Source organism: Photobacterium sp. DNB23_23_1 (assembly GCF_052873815.1).
The window spans coordinates 23598-42659 of sequence record NZ_JBNNXT010000021.1 but is presented as its reverse complement, the minus strand read 5'-3'; the positions used below and the strand labels follow the sequence as shown (position 1 = coordinate 42659).

Genomic DNA, 19062 nt, shown 5'->3' with positions numbered 1-19062 from the left:
TGTTGTTGCTGCTCTTGTTGTTGGCTTGGCAACGGGAGTAACTGCAGCTAGTTCTCCCGTTGTCTTTTGCTATTGTTTTTCTAGCCGCTCTATCAGCGCATCCCTCAGCTGTACTTGTTGCTCTTCGCTAAGTTGTTCGCCGTCTTTATTGGTGACGATGAAAAAATCTTCTGCTCGTTCACCGATGGTGGTGATTTTGGCGGCTTGCAAGCTGATATGCTGACGGGCAAACACCGAGCCGACTCGGGCCAATAACCCCGGCATATCCAGTGCGACTAGCTCTATCATGGTTTTCTTGCCTGATTTTGTTGGCAGGAAGTCGACCTTGGTTTTGACGTTGAAGTGCTGCAATTTGTAGGGCGGACGTTTCTTCTTACGATCTGATTTCATGTGCGTGAGGGCGTTGATCAGTGCCCGACGCACCGTTTGGTGGCGGCTTTCACTCAGGGCCTTACCGGTAGGATCAAGTACCATGAAGGTATCGAGGGCAAAGCCATCCTTGCTGGTCATGACCTGGGCATCGTGAACACTGAGATTTTTCTTGTCCAGCTCGGAGACAACGATAGCAAATAGTTTTGTTTTGTCGCGACAGTAAACAAAGACTTCAGTACCGCCACGGGTCGGCTTTTGGCTGATCAAGATCAGAGGCTTGCTGTGATCCTCATGCTTGAGAATAGCCTCGGCATGCCAGGCGATTTGCTTGTGGGTATGACGCAGAAAATAGTCAGCCTTGAAGCGCTGCCATAACACTTCGATATCGCGAGGCGCAAACCCCTCGCTCCGCAGCAGGGCTGAAGCCATCTGTTGGTTGTGGCGGATCCGCTCACGAATATCGGGCGGGTTTTCCAGCCCGCGGCGCAGGGCTTTCTGGGTCGAGTAATACAGTTCGGCCAGTAGGGTGCGCTTCCAGCTGTTCCACAATTCCTGATTGGTAGCGCAGATATCTGCCACAGTGAGGCAGACCAGGTGATCGAGCCGTTCTTCGTCACGGACTTCCTTGGCAAACTCGGTGATCACTTCCGGGTCGTAGATATCACGACGCTGGGCGGTGACCGACATCAGCAAGTGCTGGTTGACCAGCCATTTGACCAGATTGGCCTCGGGTTTGGACAAGCCGTGCTGAAGGCAGAAATCGTAGGCATCAACGCCACCGAGCTCAGAGTGATCGCCGCCGCGTCCTTTGGCTATGTCATGGAATATGGCTGCGAGTAGGAGGATCTCTTTCTTGGCAACCCGAGGATACACTTCGCAGCATATCGGGTGTCGATCCTGGTTAATCGGATCGTTGAATTTGTTGAGGTTCTTGAGCAGCCTGACGGTATGCTCATCGACGGTATAGACATGGAACAGGTCAAACTGCATTTGACCGACAATCTGGCTCCACTGTGGCAGGTAGGCTGATAGCACACCATGGCGATGCATCAGGCGGAAGGCCTTTTGCAGGCAGTTTGGTTGACGAACCAGCTCCATGAATTTATCCCGCGCAGCTGGGATTTCAATCAGAAAACGGTTAAGTCGGCGGCGGGCGGTACGCAGTTGTCGCAGGGTCGGGGCGGCAATCCCTTCAATCTGTGAGTTACGGGCAACATGCAGGAACATATCGAGGATGGTTTCCGGCCTCGCTTGGAATAGCGCCGGTTTTGTTGCCTCGATAAGGTGGCCACGTAGCTGGAAATCGTCATCAAGTGCGATTGCATCGGGGGCTGTGCCCTTATTCAGAATTGCCTGATCAAACAGCTGCAGTAACATCTTGTTGAGCTCGGCAACACGGCGCAGGGTACGGTAGAAATCTTTCATCATCATTTCGACCCCGCGGTTGCCCTCACCTTGGTAGCCCAGCAACTCTGCCACCGAGGCTTGGTGGCCGAAGGTCAGGCGGTTGTCATAGCGACGTAATTCGCTGTGGAGGGCAAAGCGGATCCGCCACAACGAGTCTTGGCATTCGACCAGCTCACGGTATTCGGCATCGGTCAGAAAGCCAAAGCGACTCATTTCGAGCAGGTTAGTGGCCCCGAAATGGCGGCGTGCTACCCAGCTCAAGGTATGGATGTCGCGCAGGCCTCCCGGACTCGATTTGATGTCAGGTTCAAGGTTATAGGTGGTGTCGTGATAGCGGGCATGGCGGGTTTTCTGTTCGTCCAGCTTGGCTTGGTAGAATTGCTCGCTGGGCCAGAAATTACCATCATTAAGCCGCTCTTCCAGCTGCTGGTAGGTATCTTGATTGCCACAAAGCCAGCGTGACTCTTGCAGATTGGTTGCCACTGTCAGATCATCAAGGCCAATCGTTATGCACTCATCAATTGTACGAACGCTGTGGCCGACATCGAGCTTGAGATCCCACAGCAGGGTGAGGAAAGCGCTGACCGTGCTACCGGTGTCATCGTCAATTGGTGCTTGGCTGAGGATAAGGATGTCGACATCCGACAGGGGATGTAATTCGCCACGCCCATAACCACCGACGGCAATTAGGGATAGCGTCGGGTGATCGGCTAGGCCAAAGTGCTGCCATAATCGGTCGAGTAGGTGGTCGGTATAGCGTGATCGGGCTTCGACCAAATTCGTTACCGGGGTATGGGCCAGAAACTGGGCCTTTTGGCTGGCGGTAAACTGCTCCAGCTCTTGGCGGAGCTGCTCTGGCGCCATTGGGTCAACCTGCTCGGTTGTTGGGTGAGAAATAGGATCTGTCATTGCCGTCCATGCATAGTCAATACTCTTGATATAACCCTATCACGGTCGGGACTGATAGCAATAAAAAAGCCGACCCAAAGGCCGGCTCAGAGGATCTTCAGTCATGCTAAAGCGTGACTTAGTTATTCATCAGACGCGGAATAGTGTCATCGCTACGCAGAGTCAGCACTTCACAGCCCGTTTCGGTCACTACGATAGTGTGTTCGTATTGTGCTGATTTTTTGCCATCGCCAGTGTAGACCGTCCAGTCATCGGCGGCATCAACCGTACAACCGAATTTACCGGCATTGATCATCGGCTCGATAGTGAAACACATACCAGCCTTGAGCACCGAGCGGTCGCTATTGCGGTAGTGTACAACCTGAGGCTCTTCGTGGAATTCACTGCCAATACCGTGGCCGCAGAAATCTTTAACAATTGAATATTTGTTTAAAGGATTCTTTTTGTTGTTGTCTTTGATGAACTTCTCGATCGCGGTACCGATATCACCTACGCGGGCGCCTGGCTTGACCTTGCGCATACCCACGTACAATGCTTCCTGAGTGACGCGACATAGACGCTTGTCCGCAGGCGTTACATCGCCGACGAGGAACATTTTTGACGTATCGCCATGGTAGCCCGCTGGACGTACGCTTAAATCGGCACTTTCGTCATTCGGTACAATGACCGTGATATCGACATTGATGATATCGCCGCTCTTGAGCACGGCTGGCTTCATCTGACCGTTGCTACCCATCTCATCCTGGCTGGCAGGAATGCCGTGGCAAACGATGTGGTTAATTGACGTACAGATAGATTTTGGAAAACCATGGTAATCAAGCGGAGCCGAGTAGGCGCCTTTTTCCAACGCATAATCATGACAGATTTGGTTTAGCTCGTCTGTCGTCACACCTTCTTTGATGTGAGGTTCGATCATTTCCAGCACTTCAGCGGCCAAACGGCCAGCGGCGCGCATTTTTTCGATCTCTTCAGCCGTTTTGATCTTGATGCTCATTCAATCTTCTCTGCTTGTTTATTTGTTTGTTACCTCTTCATTACATGGTAACAGTGAGGGGGCAGGATGAAAACCAAGTTTAGACACAATCACTGAATTGAAAACATTGGGACTGGATTTTAGTTAGAGAAATATGGTATAAAGCGCGCCGTAATTGGATGATTGCGTTTCGACTCAATCATGCCGATTGCACTAAACTTTAATTAATCATTCACACATATCGGCACGTCTTCCGGGGTGCCCAGCAGCTTTTCGCGAAGCTGTAACGCCTTTGGCGTTGTCTGGGTCGGTAAGATGGGGTATGTGGACGCCTAACCCCATAGAGGATTATTCAATGGCAACTGTATCAATGCGCGACATGCTTAAGGCTGGTGTACACTTCGGTCACCAAACTCGTTACTGGAACCCAAAGATGAAGCCATTCATCTTCGGTGCTCGTAACAAGGTACATATCATCAACCTTGAGAAAACTGTACCAATGTTCAACGACGCTCTAGCAGAAATCAACAAGATTGCTGCTCGCAAGGGTAAAGTTCTTTTTGTTGGTACTAAGCGTGCAGCCAGCGAATCTATCAAAGAAGCTGCAGTTAACTGTGACCAGTACTACGTAAACAACCGCTGGTTGGGTGGTATGCTGACTAACTGGAAAACTGTTCGTCAGTCAATCAAGCGTCTTAAAGATCTTGAATCTCAGTCTACAGACGGTACTTTCGACAAGCTAACCAAGAAAGAAGCGCTTATGCGTACTCGTGAAATGGAAAAGCTTGAGAAGTCTCTAGGCGGTATCAAGAACATGGGCGGCCTACCAGACGCAATGTTCGTAATCGATGCTGATCACGAACACATCGCTATCAAAGAAGCGAACAACCTGGGTATCCCAGTATTTGCTGTTGTAGATACTAACTCTAACCCAGATGGCGTTGACTTCGTTGTTCCTGGTAACGATGATGCAATCCGTTCTATCCAGCTTTACACTGGTGCTGTTGCTCAAACTGTTACTGAAGCTCGCAACCAAGATATCGTTGTTCAAGCTGAACAAGACGGTTTCGTAGAAGCTGAATAATAACCAGCTCTTTGAGCATCTTAAGTTACCTTGTGTAAACTAAGTATGGTTACCAGGGGCCTATATTCGGCCCCTGATTTTTATATCAAGTATTTAAACTGAGGATATAACGATGGCAACAGTTACAGCTGCCCTAGTTAAAGAACTGCGCGAACGTACTGGCGCAGGCATGATGGAATGTAAAAAAGCGCTTGTTGAAGCGAACGCTGACATTGAACTAGCGATCGAAAACATGCGTAAGAGCGGTGCTGCTAAGGCTGCTAAAAAAGCAGGTAACGTTGCTGCTGAAGGTGCAATCCTAATCAAAGACGCTAACGGCGTTGCAGCACTTCTTGAAGTTAACTGCCAAACTGACTTCGTTGCTAAAGATGCAAACTTCCTAGCATTCGCTAACGAAGTTCTAGAAGTCGCTCTAACTGAGCGTCTAGACATCGCTGCACTTCAAGCTAAATTCGAAGACGCACGTATTGCTCTAGTAGCAAAAATCGGTGAGAACATCTCTATCCGTCGTGTTGAGTTCATCGAAGGTGCTAAAGTTGGTTCTTACCGTCACGGCGACCGTATCGGCGTTGTTGTTGCTGGTGAAGCTGACGAAGAAACTATCAAGCACGTTGCAATGCACATTGCTGCATCTAAGCCTGAGTTTGTTAACCCAGAAGACGTACCTGCAGACGTAGTTGAGAAAGAGAAAGCAATCCAGGTTGCTATCGCTGTTGAATCTGGCAAGCCTCAAGAGATTGCAGAGAAAATGGTTGTTGGCCGTATGAAGAAATTCACCGGTGAAGTTTCTCTAACTGGTCAAGCATTCATCATGGACCCATCTCAAACTGTTGGTCAAATGCTGAAAGCTAAAGGCGCTACAGTAACTAACTTCATCCGCCTAGAAGTTGGTGAAGGTATCGAAAAAGCTCAAGAAATGAGCTTCGCTGAAGAAGTAGCAGCAGTACAGAAGGGTTAATCCTTCTTGCTAAGAACTCCAAAGACCGTAGCCTAGGCTGCGGTCTTTTTACAACTCCGTTTCTATATTTGTAAGCCTGGAAGGTAAACTAATGACCACGAATCCTAAACCGACTTATCAACGTATTCTACTCAAACTCAGTGGGGAAGCACTGCAGGGCGAGGAAGGTTTTGGTATTGATGCACAAGTTCTTGACCGTATGGCTCAGGAAATCAAAGAACTGATTGAACTAGGTGTACAGGTTGGCCTTGTTATTGGTGGTGGTAACCTGTTCCGTGGTGCAGGCCTAGCTGAAGCAGGTATGAACCGAGTTGTGGGCGATCACATGGGTATGCTAGCAACCGTGATGAACGGCTTGGCAATGCGTGATGCGCTACACCGTGCCTATGTGAACGCTCGAGTAATGTCAGCGATTCCTCTAAACGGCGTTTGTGATAACTATAACTGGGCTGATGCGATTAGCCAGTTGCGCCAGGGCCGTGTGGTCATCTTCTCTGCTGGAACGGGTAACCCGTTCTTTACCACCGATTCTGCTGCGTGTTTGCGCGGTATCGAAATCGAAGCCGATGTTGTTTTGAAGGCAACAAAAGTTGATGGCGTGTTCACAGATGACCCAGTTAAGAACCCAGATGCTGTTCTTTGTGATAAGCTAAGCTTTCAAGATGTTCTTGAGAAAGAACTGAAAGTAATGGATTTGGCCGCATTTACGCTTGCTCGCGATCACGGCATGCCAATTCGCGTGTTCAACATGAACAAACCTGGTTCCCTACGCCGCGTGGTAATGGGCGAGCAGGAAGGTACGTTGATCTCTAACGACTAAGTCTTGCGAGTAAGTGACGCCACTTATTCTTATCGGGAGCGTTTAGGCTCCCGTCTTTACCGAATCATTAAGGGTATTAATCGTGATTGATGCAATCAAACAAGATGCGCAAGAGCGCATGGGTAAAAGCGTTGAAGCGCTGAAAAACCAGCTGGCTAAAGTACGTACAGGTCGTGCACACCCAAGCCTGCTAGACACTATCTATGTTGAGTACTACGGTGCAAACACGCCGCTTAAGCAGCTTGCAAACGTTGTTGCTGAAGACTCTCGTACTTTGGCTATCACAGTATTCGACAAAGAGCTGACGCAAAAAGTTGAAAAAGCGATCATGATGTCTGATCTGGGTCTTAACCCAATGTCTGCCGGCACCGTGATCCGCGTTCCATTGCCACCGCTAACAGAAGAGCGTCGTCGTGACCTAGTTAAGGTCGTTCGCGCTGAAGCGGAGCAGGGCCGTGTTGCTATTCGTAACATTCGCCGTGACGCTAACGCAGACGTCAAATCGCTTCTGAAAGACAAAGAAATCTCTGAAGATGACGATCGTCGTACTCAGGACGATATCCAGAAGCTGACTGATGCAGCCGTTAAGGAAATCGAAGTAATTCTTGAAGCCAAAGAAAAAGAGCTAATGGAAGTTTAAGGCCCAGCCTTAATTCGATTGCTTGATATAGTTTAGGGCGCTGTGCGTGCAGCACAGCGCTTTTTTTTTGAGGGATATGTATGGCAGAGCATACAATCGATACTGCGCTTGGCACTGATAATTTGCCAAAGCACGTTGCCGTGATCATGGACGGTAACGGGCGCTGGGCAAAAGCCAAGGGCAAACCTCGAGTGTTTGGCCACAAGGCCGGCGTTGAAGCCGTACGTAAGACTGTCTCGACCGCGAGTCGCTTGGGGATTCAGGTTGTCACCCTGTTTGCATTTAGCAGTGAGAACTGGCGACGCCCCGAGGACGAAGTCTCCTTGCTGATGGAACTGTTCATGACTGTACTTGGTCGTGAAGTGAAGCGCCTGCACAAGAATAATATTCGCTTGCGTATTGTCGGTGATACCGACCGATTCAGCGAGCGCCTGCAGAAGAAAATCGCTGATGCAGAAGCCTTGACCGCCGACAATACCGGCTTGGTGCTGAACGTGGCAGCCAATTATGGTGGCCAATGGGACATTTTACAGGCGGCCAAGCGCCTTGTTCTGCAAGCTTCTGAGCAGGGATTAACAGAATCAGATATTACTGAAGAGATGTTGGCTTCAGGACTATCCACAGCTGGTTTACCCGATGTCGATCTCCTGATCCGTACTAGCGGGGAATGCCGAATTAGTAATTTTATGCTGTGGCAGGCGGCGTATGCCGAACTTTATTTCACCGATCAGCACTGGCCGGACTTTGATGAGCAAAGCTTTGTCGAGGCCGTTGCTTGGTTTGTTAACCGGGAGCGCCGCTTTGGTTGCACTGGCGAGCAAATTCACGCATTGATGGATAAGTAATTCTTCGCTCGTCAGCGCTGACAGGATTATGTATTTTATAGGGCATCTGGCTATGGTCTTGATGCCTTTTTTACTGGTAACCGGATTGCCAAAACACCGTAGCCTAAGGGCACGGCCACAATAGAAAAATTGAGAGGACGCAGTTTGCTTAAGCAACGTATTATCACCGCAGTCATTCTCGCTCCCCTAGTTATAGCAGGAATTTTCCTTTTACCTTTTCCTGCCTTTGTTGCAGCCCTTGCGGCAATTACCCTACTGGGTTTCTGGGAGTGGACACAATTTGTAGACACAAAATCGCGCTTTGTTGCGATGATCTTACCGGCAGCAGCCATGCTGATTTCGCTGGTTGTTATGCCAACCGATGTTGAAGCCTTGTCTGCACTGACATCATCCCATCAGGCTATGTTGTTGGTGGGCGGACTATGGTGGATTGTCGCCTCGGCATTGGCTATCAGCTACCCGGGTAGTGCCAAGTCTTGGTCAACCACCCCTCCTCTAAAGCACCTTTTTGGTTTGTTGACCCTGTTACCCTTCTTCTGGAGCGTGTTGATGCTCCGAGCCGTCAATTACCTTGACAACCCATATCATGGCGCCAAGCTGGTAATGTTGGTCTGTTTCTTGGTCTGGGCTGCTGATACCGGTGCATACTTTTCTGGTAAACGCTTTGGTAAGCACAAGATGGCTCCGGCTGTGAGCCCAAACAAGACGATTGAAGGCTTGATCGGTGGTGCGGTATTGGCCGTTGCAGTCATCTGGGCAGGTGCGGCGCTGATGGATATTCCGTTTGCTAGCCTATCCAGTTTGTTGTTGATTGCGATAGTAACGGTGATTGCCTCGGTGTTAGGTGATTTGGTCGAGAGCATGTTCAAGCGTGTTTCAGGCATTAAAGACAGTGGTAATATCTTGCCTGGTCATGGTGGCATTCTCGATAGAATTGATAGCTTGACCGCAGCCCTTCCTGTTTTTGCCCTACTGTATTTATGGTTGGTGTAGGCTAACCTCCATTTCTGGCCGGCAGTGTGAGTGATTACTGACTTGTTTGCTGCCGGCTTGAGTGCCATGCTCAATTGGCCTGTCAATGATTGTTTGTTGTTAAGTGATAGTATGCGTAAGTTAACGATTCTTGGTGCGACGGGATCTATAGGTAGCAGCACATTGGCTGTTGCTGCACAGAATCCCGAGTTGTTTGACGTTGTTGCATTGGCTGCGGGAAGCAATAGCCAGAAAATGTTTGAGTTGTGCCGACAGTGGCAGCCGAAGTTCGCGGCGATGGCCTCGGAGAGTGCGGCTGCAGAACTGCGTATGCTACTTGAGCAGCAGGGACTGGCCACCGAGGTATTGGCAGGCGAGGTTGGTATGTGCCAGGTTGCCTCGCTTGATGAGATTGACACCGTGATGGCGGCGATTGTTGGGGCTGCGGGACTTCTGCCAACAATGGCTGGGGTCAAGGCTGGCAAGCGTATTTTGCTGGCCAACAAAGAAGCCCTGGTGATGTCTGGCCAAATGTTTATCGACGCCTGCCGCGAGTACGGTGCCGAGCTACTGCCAGTAGACAGCGAACATAATGCGATTTTCCAAAGTCTGCCAGAGCAGGTGCAGCGCAACATGGGCCATTGTGATCTTGAAGCGGCAGGGGTAAGCAAAATTCTCCTGACCGGTTCTGGTGGCCCGTTCCGTTATACCGATATCAGCGAACTGGCTGATGTGACGCCTGCAATGGCAATTGCCCACCCCAATTGGTCTATGGGGCCGAAAATATCGGTTGACTCGGCCACCATGATGAACAAAGGGTTGGAGTTTATCGAGGCTCGCTGGCTGTTCAATGCTTCGCGTGAGCAGATGGACGTGATCATCCACCCGCAGTCCGTGATCCACTCTATGGTGCAGTACAAGGACGGTTCAGTGCTGGCCCAGATGGGGTTACCGGATATGAGGACCCCCATTGCCTGTGCGATGTCCTATCCTGAAAGAGTAGATGCGGGTGTTGCCCCTCTTGATTTCAGTAAAGTCGGCGAATTTACCTTCCTTAAGCCGGACTTTTCCCGCTATCCTTGCCTGAAGTTGGCGATGGATGCTTGTTTTAGCGGGCAGGCTGCGACAACGACTCTTAATGCTGCCAATGAAGAAGCGGTGGCAGCATTCTTGGGGAACCGTTTGGGCTTTACCGATATCGCTAGGGTCAATTGTCAAGTCATGGAGTCTGCGTCACTGATTGAACCCACCGATTTGGAAAGCGTAATTGAGCTCGATAGAATGGCCCGAATTTTGGCACAGGAAGTAATACGTAAGGTATCGTTATGACAGGAATATTATGGAACCTAGGCGCATTTCTGCTTGCTCTTGGTATACTCATTGCGGTTCATGAATATGGACACTTCTGGGTGGCACGCCGTTGCGGGGTCTATGTTGAGAAATTCTCTATTGGCTTTGGTAAGGCGTTGTGGCGTAAGGTTGGTAAAGACGGTACCGAATACACGTTGGCGATGATCCCGCTGGGTGGCTATGTCAAGATGCTCGATGAACGTGTCGAGCCGGTTGAATCTGATCGCCGTCATATGGCCTTCAACAACAAGACATTGTGGCAGCGTAGCGCTATTGTTGCGGCAGGACCGCTGGCAAACTTTGTGTTTGCCATTTTTGCTTACTGGGTTGTGTATTTGATCGGCGTTCCAGCGGTGAAGCCGGTCATTGGTGAAATTGCTCCACAATCGATTGCTGCTGAAGCAGGAATTGAAAGTGGAATGGAACTAAAAACCATTTCAGGAATCAAAACCGCAGAATGGGAATCCGTTAATATGGCGATGATTTCCCATATCGGCGACGATGAAATGGTGGTAACCGTAGCTGAGTCGGGAACCAGTTATGAAGTGGAGAAATACCTCGACTTGTCGAACTGGTCGTTTGATCCGGAAAGTGAGCGGGTGTTGACGACATTGGGGATCACCCCATATTCGCCGAAAATAACTCTGGTCATTTCACAACTTGTGGAAGACGGAGCAGCAATCTCCGCTGGTTTGCGCTTAAATGACGAAATTATTGCAATCGACGGAGAAAGCGTAACCGAGTGGCAGCAGGTCGTGGATGCGGTGCGTTCTCATCCTCAGCAAGTGCTGGCGATGGATGTGTTACGCGACGGTGAGTCTGTTACCTTGTCCCTGACCCCTGAGGCGAAGCCTGAGGGTGAGGAACTTGTTGGCTACGCTGGATTTGCACCAAAAGTTGACCCATGGCCTGAATCGTACCGCATAAACTTGCAGTATGGACCGATTGAGGCGGTGGGTAAGGCTGCAGAGAAAACATGGCAGCTGGTCACATTAACCTTTGATATGGTGACCAAGTTGGTGACCGGTGATGTGGCGATGAAAAACTTGAGTGGCCCGATTTCGATTGCCAAAGGGGCTGGGATGACCGCCGATTACGGTGTGGTATATTTCCTCGGCTTTTTGGCTTTGATCAGTGTCAACCTGGGGATTGTCAATCTGTTGCCGCTGCCGGTATTAGATGGTGGACACTTGATGTTTTTTGCCATCGAAGCGGTAACACGTCGTCCTGTTTCTGAACGTGTTCAGGATATAGGCTATAGAGTGGGCTCAGCCATTTTGGTTGCATTAATGGCTGTTGCGCTATTCAATGATTTTACCCGCCTTTAATAAGAGCGTTTTAGCAAGGAATAATCAGAACAGTAATGGCGATGAAAAAACTGTTGGTCGCAACGCTACTTCTAAGCAGTAGTGTTGCGCAAAGTGCGGAACAATTTGTAGTAGACGATATCCGCTTTGAGGGCCTCCAGCGTGTTACGCTTGGTGCCGCATTGCTCCAAATGCCTGTCCGGGTTGGAGATAATGTTGATGACGGAGATATTTCCGAAATGATCCAAGCGCTGTTTGCGTCGGGGAATTTCGAGGATATTCAAGTCTTCCGAGATGGTAATACCTTGTTGGTTCAGGTGCAGGAACGCCCGACGATTGCGAGTATTACCTTTTCCGGTAATAAGGCTATCAAGGAAGAGCAGCTGACAGAGAACCTGGATGCGTCTCGTGTCCGTATCGGTGAATCTCTCGATCGGACCACCCTGAGCAAAATTGAAAAAGGACTGGAAGACTTTTACTACAGCGTGGGTAAATACAACGCGACAGTGCAAGCTGTGGTCACCCCGCTGCCGCGAAACCGTGCAGACTTGAAGTTTGTTTTCACCGAAGGCGTGTCGGCTGAAATCCAGCAGATCAACTTTGTTGGTAACGAAGTCTTCAGCGATGAAGATTTGCGCGACAAATTCAAGTTGCAGTCGGAAGTGTCGTGGTGGAACTTCTTTGCCGACAAAAAATACCAAAAGCAGGTCCTGGCTGGGGATCTTGAAACCCTACGCTCGATGTACCTCAACAACGGTTACCTAAAATACCGACTCGATTCGACCCAAGTCGCGATTTCACCTGACAAGAAAGGGGTGTATATCACCCTGAAAATCGATGAAGGTGAGCAGTATAAGGTCGATAACGTGCAGTTGCGTGGCGACTTACTAGGTAAGAGTGCCGAGCTGGAAGCCTTGGTCGCGATCAATAGTGGCGATGTCTACAGCGGTGCGGAAGTCACGGCTCTGGAAGAGGCGCTTAAGCGTAAGCTGGGTGAACTCGGTTATGCCTACCCGCAGGTCAATACCATCCCTGATTTCGATGATGATAACCAGCAAGTGACCTTGGTTATTAATGTCGAGCCGGGCAAACGTATCTATGTGCGTAATATAGCCTTTTCAGGCAACACCTCAACCAAAGATGAGGTATTGCGTCGTGAAATGCGTCAAATGGAAGGTAGCTGGCTGAATTCTCGCTCTGTAGAGCGTGGTAAGGAACGTTTGAGCCGTACTGGGTTCTTTGAAACGGTAGATGTCCAAACGGTCCGTGTTCCGGGGACCGATGATCAGGTCGACCTGCAATATGCTGTCAAGGAAGCCAACGCCGGTAACATCAACTTTGGTGTCGGTTACGGTACAGAATCAGGTATTAGTTTCCAGGCGGGTATCCAGCAGGATAACTTCTTAGGTACCGGTAACCGTTTCGGCATCAATGCGATGATGAACGATTACCAGAAGAACGTGAGCTTGGAGTACCGTGATCCATACTTCACCCTTGATGGGATCAGCCTCGGTGGTAAGGTGTATTACAACGAGTTTGAAGCGTCAGACGCCAACATCTCTGATTATACCAACCAGAGCTACGGCGCTAGCTTGACTTGGGGTTTCCCGTTTGATGAACTCAACTTCTTCGAATTCGGTGTGGGTTACGATCACAACAAGATATCCAATACCCAGGAATACTACCAGATCGAGAAGTTCAAGCAGATCCACGGCTTTGACCAAGGCGATAATGTTATTGATCTTGATGACTTCAACTGGTCGGTTTCTTGGACCCGAAATAATCTCAACCGAGGTTACTTCCCTACGGCTGGTAACCACCAGCGTGCCTCTTTCCGAATGACGATCCCGGGTTCTGATGCCCAGTACTTCAAGGCACAGTATGACGTGCGACAGTACTTCCCGTTGACCGAAGATCATGACTATAGCTTGTTATTACGTGGCCGGGTCGGTTACGGTAATGGTTATGGTACGACAGATAATGGCAGTGACCAGTTGTTGCCATTCTATGAAAACTACTACGCGGGTGGCTTCTCGACCCTACGAGGCTTCCGTTCGAATACCGTTGGTCCGAAGGCTGTTTATTTGGATTACAGCGGCGGCGGTAACAACCCGGATCTGATTGGCTCGGATGATGCTGCCGGTGGTAATGCCGTGGCATTGGCCAGTATGGAGCTGATCGTCCCGACGCCGTTCGCGTCCGTGGAGGTCCGCAACCAGATTCGTACCAGTGTGTTTGTTGATGCCGGTACCGTGTGGGATACGGAATATGACCTACGTGATTCGGATGGCTTGTACATCCATGATTATTCCGATCCTTCGTTGATTCGTGCATCTTATGGTGCAGCTCTACAGTGGATGTCGCCAATGGGACCGCTCGTGTTCTCGGTTGCTAAGCCAATCAAGAAATACGAGGGTGATGATGAAGAGTTCTTCACCTTCACAATTGGTCGAACATTCTAAATATTTGAGGAGATACCCTTTGAAACAGTGGATGAAAGCGGCTGGCCTTAGCCTTGTTATTCTGTCGTCATCATTTTATGCCCAAGCCGCAGAAGCCGCACAGAAAGTGGGTTATGTAGCAACTAGTCAAGCGATGGCCCAATTGGCCCAGCGTTACAATGTGCCTGAGAAATTGCGTAATGAATTCAAGGACCGCATTGATGAGTTGCGTGGCATTGAAGGTCGCATGAAGACCAAAGTCGAGAAGATGAAGCGCGATGGTGAGCTGATGAGCTCAAGCGATAAAACTAAACTACAGCGTGAAATGCAAACTCTGGAATCGAACTATAAGTTGAAGGCTCAGGCCCTGCAGGAAGATCAGCGCCGTCGCGGTGCTGAGGAAGAGCAGAAACTGGTTCAGAAAATCCGTCAAGCTATTCAAGATGTTGCCAAGCGCGAAGGCTACGATATCGTGGTTGATGCCAATGCGGTGCTTTACGCTAGCCCGAAAGACGATCTGTCGTCGAAAGTGATTTCTGCCGTTAAGTAAGCTTGCCTTAACGTCTCAGAAAATCTACGTATAAGTCGAAAGGATGGGGGATACTTTGGTAAACTTCATGCTTTCGGCTTGTTTTATTTTGGGCGGATAGCCCTATTGCATACTGGTCTTACCAAGTGGAATGATATTCTGCGTCAACATAGACACTTTGATTTAAGGTGTTCTGTTGTTGCGACGAGATAGAATTACCGGTTGGTAGGCAATACCAAGCAGAAACTGTTCTGTTTATTATCAGGTATGCCAACAAAGAATGAGAAAATATAAGGTATCGAATGGCTGGAATGACTCTTGCTGATATAGCAGCTAAGCTGGGTGCGGAACTTCGCGGTGATGGCACTGTAGTTATCGAATCTATTGCGGGAATGGCAACGGCCGCCAAAGGCCAGATCACTTTCCTGTCGAGCAGTAAATACCGTAAGCAGCTGGTAGAGTGCCAAGCGGCGGCGGTGATGCTCAAAGAGGCTGATGCCGAAGGGTTCGAAGGTAATGCACTGCTAATGGCTGATCCTTACCTGGGGTATGCCCAAGTAGCCCAACTGTTGGATACCACACCGGCGAGTGCGTCAGACATTGCGCCGTCAGCCTATGTCGATCCAACTGCACAGCTGGGTGAGAACGTCGCGATTGGTCACAATGTTGTGATCGAAGCTGGAGCTCGTATTGGCGACAATGCCCAAATAGGTGCTGGTTGCTTCATTGGTAAGAATGCCCAGATCGGCGCTGGCACCAAGCTATGGGCTAACGTAACGATTTACCACAATGTGGTATTGGGTGAGCAGTGTCTGGTGCAGTCGGGCACTGTTATTGGTGCGGATGGTTTTGGCTACGCGAATGATAAAGGCGAGTGGGTCAAAATCCCGCAGCTAGGCAGCGTACGTATTGGCAACCGTGTAGAAATCGGTGCATGTACTACCATTGACCGTGGTGCGCTTGACGATACGGTTATCGAAGATAACGTGATCATCGATAACCAGATGCAAATCGCCCACAATGTGCAGATCGGATATGGTACGGCAATGGCTGGTGGTACTATTGTTGCTGGCAGTACCAAAATCGGCAAATACTGTATTATTGGCGGTGCATCAGTGCTTAACGGCCATATTGAAATCGCCGACGGCGTCACCATTACCGGTATGGGTATGGTTATGCGCAGCATTGAAGAGAAGGGCATGTACTCTTCTGGTATTCCGCTTCAACCAAACAAAGAATGGCGTAAGACCGCAGCTCGTACGATGAAAATTGACGAGATGAACAAGCGTCTCAAAGCCGTTGAAAAGCAGCTGGCAGCAAAAGGCGAGTAAACGCCGGGACTGTGACACACTCAGCGGCCAAAGTTGGCCGCTTTGCTTTTCAATCCAACCGCATTTTTACTACTTTTTAAACAGGAATTCAGTTTTGACTAGCGAAAATAAAACGCTGAATATCACGGAAATTCAAGAGCTTTTACCACATCGTTACCCGTTTTTGATGATTGACCGCGTAACACATTACGAAGAAGGTAAAACCCTAACAGGCATCAAAAATGTGTCGGTTAACGAACCTCAGTTTACCGGCCACTTTCCGAAAATGCCGGTATTTCCGGGTGTGATGATCCTAGAGGCGATGGCACAAGCTACAGGCCTGTTGGCATTCAAAACCTTCGGTGCGCCGGCGGAAAATGAACTGTATTACTTTGCCAGCGTCGATAACGGTAAATTCCGTAAACCGGTTGTGCCTGGCGATCAGCTGGTTATCGAGGTTGAATTCCTGAAGGAGCGCCGCGGTATTGCTATGTTTAATGGTGTAGCGAAAGTTGATGGCGAAGTGGTATGTTCTGCTGAGCTTAAATGTGCAAGACGAGAGTTTTAATGATCCACGAAACTGCGCAGATTCACCCTTCAGCGGTGATCGAAGAAGGCGTTAAGATTGGCGCCAATGTTACGGTCGGTCCGTTTACCTATATCGGCAAAGATGTCGAAATAGGGGATGGCAACGAGATCATGTCGCATGTCGTGATCAAGGGCCCAACCACGATCGGTAACGATAACCGTATCTTCCCGTATGCAATTGTCGGCGAAGAGTGCCAAGACAAGAAGTATAACGGTGAACCGACCCGCCTTGAGATTGGTGACCGCAATGTGATCCGCGAAAGCGTTCAGATCCACCGTGGTACCATTCAGGATAAAGGCGTGACCATCGTAGGTAATGACAACCTGCTGTGTGTTAATGCCCATATTGCCCATGATGTTGTGGTTGGTAATCATACCCACATCGGTAATAACTCTATTCTTGGCGGGCACGTTACGGTGGCTGATCATGCCGGAGTGATGGCACTGTCGGCTATTCACCCTTTCTGTACTGTCGGTGCCTTCAGCTATGTTGGCGGTTGCTCGGCTGTGGTTCAGGACGTGCCTCCATACGTGTTGGCGCAAGGCAATCATGCGACCCCTTACGGCCTGAACTTGGTTGGCTTGCAGCGTAACGGCTTTGAGAAGAAAGAGCTGCATGCGCTACGTCGTGCCTACAAGGAAATCTACCGCTCGGGCAAGACTATGGAAGAAGTGAAGCCGGTTTTGGCTGAAATGGCCGAAGAATGGCCGTCAGTTGGCCTGCTGCTTGATGCGCTGAACAACACCGAACGCGGAATTATTCGTTAATATGACGAAGCCACTTCGAATAGGAATTGTCGCCGGGGAAATCTCCGGCGATATTTTAGGTGCCGGCTTTATGCAGGCGGTACGCGAGCAGTACCCGGATGCCGAGTTTGTCGGTATTGCCGGTCCGCGGATGCAGGCTGAAGGTTGTGAGACGCTGTTTGACATGGAAGAGTTGGCGGTAATGGGCATTGTCGAAGTGCTCGGTCGCCTGCCAAGGCTGTTCAAGGTCAAGGCTGAACTGGTCAAGTATTTCACTGATAATCCGCCGGATGTCTTTGTTGGCATTGATGCGCCGGATTTCAACCTTCGCTTGGAGCGGAGCCTGAAAGATGCCGGGATCAAAACCGTGCATTATGTCAGTCCGTCAGTCTGGGCATGGCGTCAGAAGCGTATATTCAAAATTGAAGCCGCCACTAATTTGGTGCTGGCCTTCTTGCCGTTCGAGAAAGCCTTCTACGATAAATTCAATGTGCCGTGTGAGTTCATCGGTCACACCATGGCCGATGCTATTCCGATGCAAACTGACCAGGCCGCCGCTCGCGAGCTATTGGGGTTAGCGCTGGTTCAGCGGTGGTTGGCGGTACTGCCGGGCAGTCGCGGTGGCGAGATGGAGTTGCTGGCACCAACGTTTATCGAAACCTGTAAGCTGCTTAAGGCCCAGCATCCTGATCTTGGCTTTGTAGTCGCTTTGGTCAATCAGAAGCGCCGCGATCAGTTTGAACAGGCATGGCGTGAAACTGCACCTGAGCTTGATTTCGTGCTGGTGGATGATACCGCGCGCAACGTCATGATAGCCTCTGATGCGGTGTTGTTGGCGTCTGGGACAGTAGCGCTGGAGTGCATGCTGGTCAAACGGCCGATGGTGGTGGGCTACAAAGTCAAACCGCTGACGGCATGGCTTGCGAAGAAAATGCTCAAGACCAAGTATGTGTCGCTGGCCAATATTTTGGCTGATCGCGAGTTGGTGCCAGAGCTGTTGCAAGATGACTGCACCCCAGAAAACTTGGCCTTGGAAGTGAACCGCTTCCTGAGTGCCGATAATACCGAGCTGATGGCTGAATTTAGTCGTTTGCACCAGCTGATCCAGTGTAATGCGGATCAGAAGGCAGCAGCGGCAGTCCTGCAATTAATTGATAAGTAACATGAGCAAAGAACTAGAACCGTTTGAATATCCGTTGGCAACCTGTATTGCCGGTGTTGATGAGGTCGGCCGCGGCCCGTTGGTTGGCGCCGTAGTCACCGCTGCGGTGATTTTGGATCCGGCAAAGCCAATTGAAGGGCTGACGGACTCGAAAAAACTGTCCGAGAAGAAGCGTAACCTGCTGTTTGATGAAATCAAGGAGAAGGCGCTGGCTTGGTCTTTAGGCCGTTGTGAGCCAGAAGAAATTGATCAGCTCAATATCTTACAGGCGACCATGGTTGCAATGCAGCGGGCAGTGGCTGGGCTTGCTGTGCAGCCTGACTTCGTGCTGGTGGATGGCAACCGCATTCCTGAACTACCAATGGCAGCGCAGGCAGTGGTGAAGGGCGATTTGCGGGTGGCTGAGATCAGTGCCGCCTCTATTCTGGCCAAAGTTACGCGAGATCGCGAGATGGAAGTGCTCGATGCCGAGTACCCGCAGTACGGTTTTGCTAAGCATAAAGGTTATCCGACCAAGGCGCATTTTGAAGCCTTGTCCGAACACGGGGCGATTGAGCAGCACCGTAAGAGCTTCAAGCCGGTCAAGCGGATTCTCGGGCTCGACTGAGTCTGTCTATCCTCAAATAGCCACAAGCGACCTGCCTTTTT

At 50.0% G+C, this 19062-nt stretch carries 17 protein-coding genes; 15 read left to right on the top strand and 2 right to left on the bottom strand.

Features of this window, described 5'->3' with window-relative positions:
* Positions 1 to 69: 69 nt before the first annotated feature.
* On the bottom strand, positions 70 to 2643 hold the full coding sequence (gene glnD / locus ACVA53_RS14385) for a bifunctional uridylyltransferase/uridylyl-removing protein GlnD (protein ID WP_446505452.1): 2574 nt from the start codon (positions 2641 to 2643) through the stop codon (positions 70 to 72).
* Between the two features lie 163 nt (positions 2644 to 2806).
* Complete coding sequence (map, locus tag ACVA53_RS14380) at positions 2807 to 3682, bottom strand: type I methionyl aminopeptidase (protein WP_255042442.1); 876 nt, start codon at positions 3680 to 3682, stop codon at positions 2807 to 2809.
* Positions 3683 to 4016: 334 nt separating this feature from the next.
* Here map and rpsB point away from each other — a divergent pair, with 334 nt between their 5' ends.
* From rpsB to rnhB, 15 genes are all read left to right on the top strand, one after another.
* A complete protein-coding gene (gene rpsB / locus ACVA53_RS14375; protein WP_255042443.1) occupies positions 4017 to 4745 on the top strand; it encodes a 30S ribosomal protein S2 in 729 nt (242 codons plus the stop codon).
* A 112-nt stretch (positions 4746 to 4857) separates the two neighbouring features.
* Positions 4858 to 5703, top strand: coding sequence for a translation elongation factor Ts (gene tsf, locus ACVA53_RS14370; RefSeq protein WP_255042444.1), 846 nt, complete (start codon positions 4858 to 4860; stop codon positions 5701 to 5703).
* A gap of 91 nt (positions 5704 to 5794) precedes the next feature.
* Positions 5795 to 6523, top strand: coding sequence for a UMP kinase (gene pyrH, locus ACVA53_RS14365; protein WP_255042445.1), 729 nt, complete (start codon positions 5795 to 5797; stop codon positions 6521 to 6523).
* Positions 6524 to 6605: 82 nt separating this feature from the next.
* The gene (frr, locus tag ACVA53_RS14360) at positions 6606 to 7163 is read left to right on the top strand and encodes a ribosome recycling factor (RefSeq protein WP_255042446.1); all 558 of its coding nucleotides are present in this window, start codon (positions 6606 to 6608) and stop codon (positions 7161 to 7163) included.
* Positions 7164 to 7243: 80 nt separating this feature from the next.
* Positions 7244 to 8008, top strand: a complete 765-nt coding sequence (locus ACVA53_RS14355; protein ID WP_255042448.1) for an isoprenyl transferase — start codon at positions 7244 to 7246, stop codon at positions 8006 to 8008.
* Positions 8009 to 8152: 144 nt separating this feature from the next.
* Positions 8153 to 9001, top strand: a complete 849-nt coding sequence (locus ACVA53_RS14350; RefSeq protein WP_446505439.1) for a phosphatidate cytidylyltransferase — start codon at positions 8153 to 8155, stop codon at positions 8999 to 9001.
* Positions 9002 to 9112: 111 nt separating this feature from the next.
* On the top strand, positions 9113 to 10309 hold the full coding sequence (ispC, locus tag ACVA53_RS14345) for a 1-deoxy-D-xylulose-5-phosphate reductoisomerase (protein WP_255042451.1): 1197 nt from the start codon (positions 9113 to 9115) through the stop codon (positions 10307 to 10309).
* Complete coding sequence (gene rseP, locus ACVA53_RS14340; RefSeq protein WP_255042453.1) at positions 10306 to 11658, top strand: sigma E protease regulator RseP; 1353 nt, start codon at positions 10306 to 10308, stop codon at positions 11656 to 11658. The genes ispC and rseP overlap by 4 nt, the downstream gene beginning before the upstream one ends.
* Before the next feature lie 35 nt (positions 11659 to 11693).
* On the top strand, positions 11694 to 14099 hold the full coding sequence (gene bamA, locus ACVA53_RS14335) for an outer membrane protein assembly factor BamA (RefSeq protein WP_255042454.1): 2406 nt from the start codon (positions 11694 to 11696) through the stop codon (positions 14097 to 14099).
* Between the two features lie 19 nt (positions 14100 to 14118).
* Complete coding sequence (locus ACVA53_RS14330; RefSeq protein ID WP_255042455.1) at positions 14119 to 14628, top strand: OmpH family outer membrane protein; 510 nt, start codon at positions 14119 to 14121, stop codon at positions 14626 to 14628.
* A gap of 281 nt (positions 14629 to 14909) precedes the next feature.
* Positions 14910 to 15938 (top strand): UDP-3-O-(3-hydroxymyristoyl)glucosamine N-acyltransferase, encoded by a 1029-nt coding sequence (gene lpxD / locus ACVA53_RS14325; protein ID WP_255042456.1) that lies wholly within the window; start codon positions 14910 to 14912, stop codon positions 15936 to 15938.
* Positions 15939 to 16032: 94 nt separating this feature from the next.
* A complete protein-coding gene (gene fabZ / locus ACVA53_RS14320) occupies positions 16033 to 16485 on the top strand; it encodes a 3-hydroxyacyl-ACP dehydratase FabZ (protein ID WP_039458239.1) in 453 nt (150 codons plus the stop codon).
* Positions 16485 to 17273, top strand: coding sequence for an acyl-ACP--UDP-N-acetylglucosamine O-acyltransferase (gene lpxA, locus ACVA53_RS14315; protein WP_255042458.1), 789 nt, complete (start codon positions 16485 to 16487; stop codon positions 17271 to 17273). Before fabZ ends, lpxA begins: the two co-directional genes overlap by 1 nt.
* 1 nt (position 17274) lies before the next feature.
* Entirely contained in the window at positions 17275 to 18414 is a 1140-nt protein-coding gene (gene lpxB, locus ACVA53_RS14310) for a lipid-A-disaccharide synthase (protein ID WP_255042460.1), read from the top strand.
* A gap of 1 nt (position 18415) precedes the next feature.
* Positions 18416 to 19021, top strand: coding sequence for a ribonuclease HII (gene rnhB, locus ACVA53_RS14305; RefSeq protein ID WP_255042497.1), 606 nt, complete (start codon positions 18416 to 18418; stop codon positions 19019 to 19021).
* The last annotated feature ends 41 nt before the right edge of the window (positions 19022 to 19062 follow it).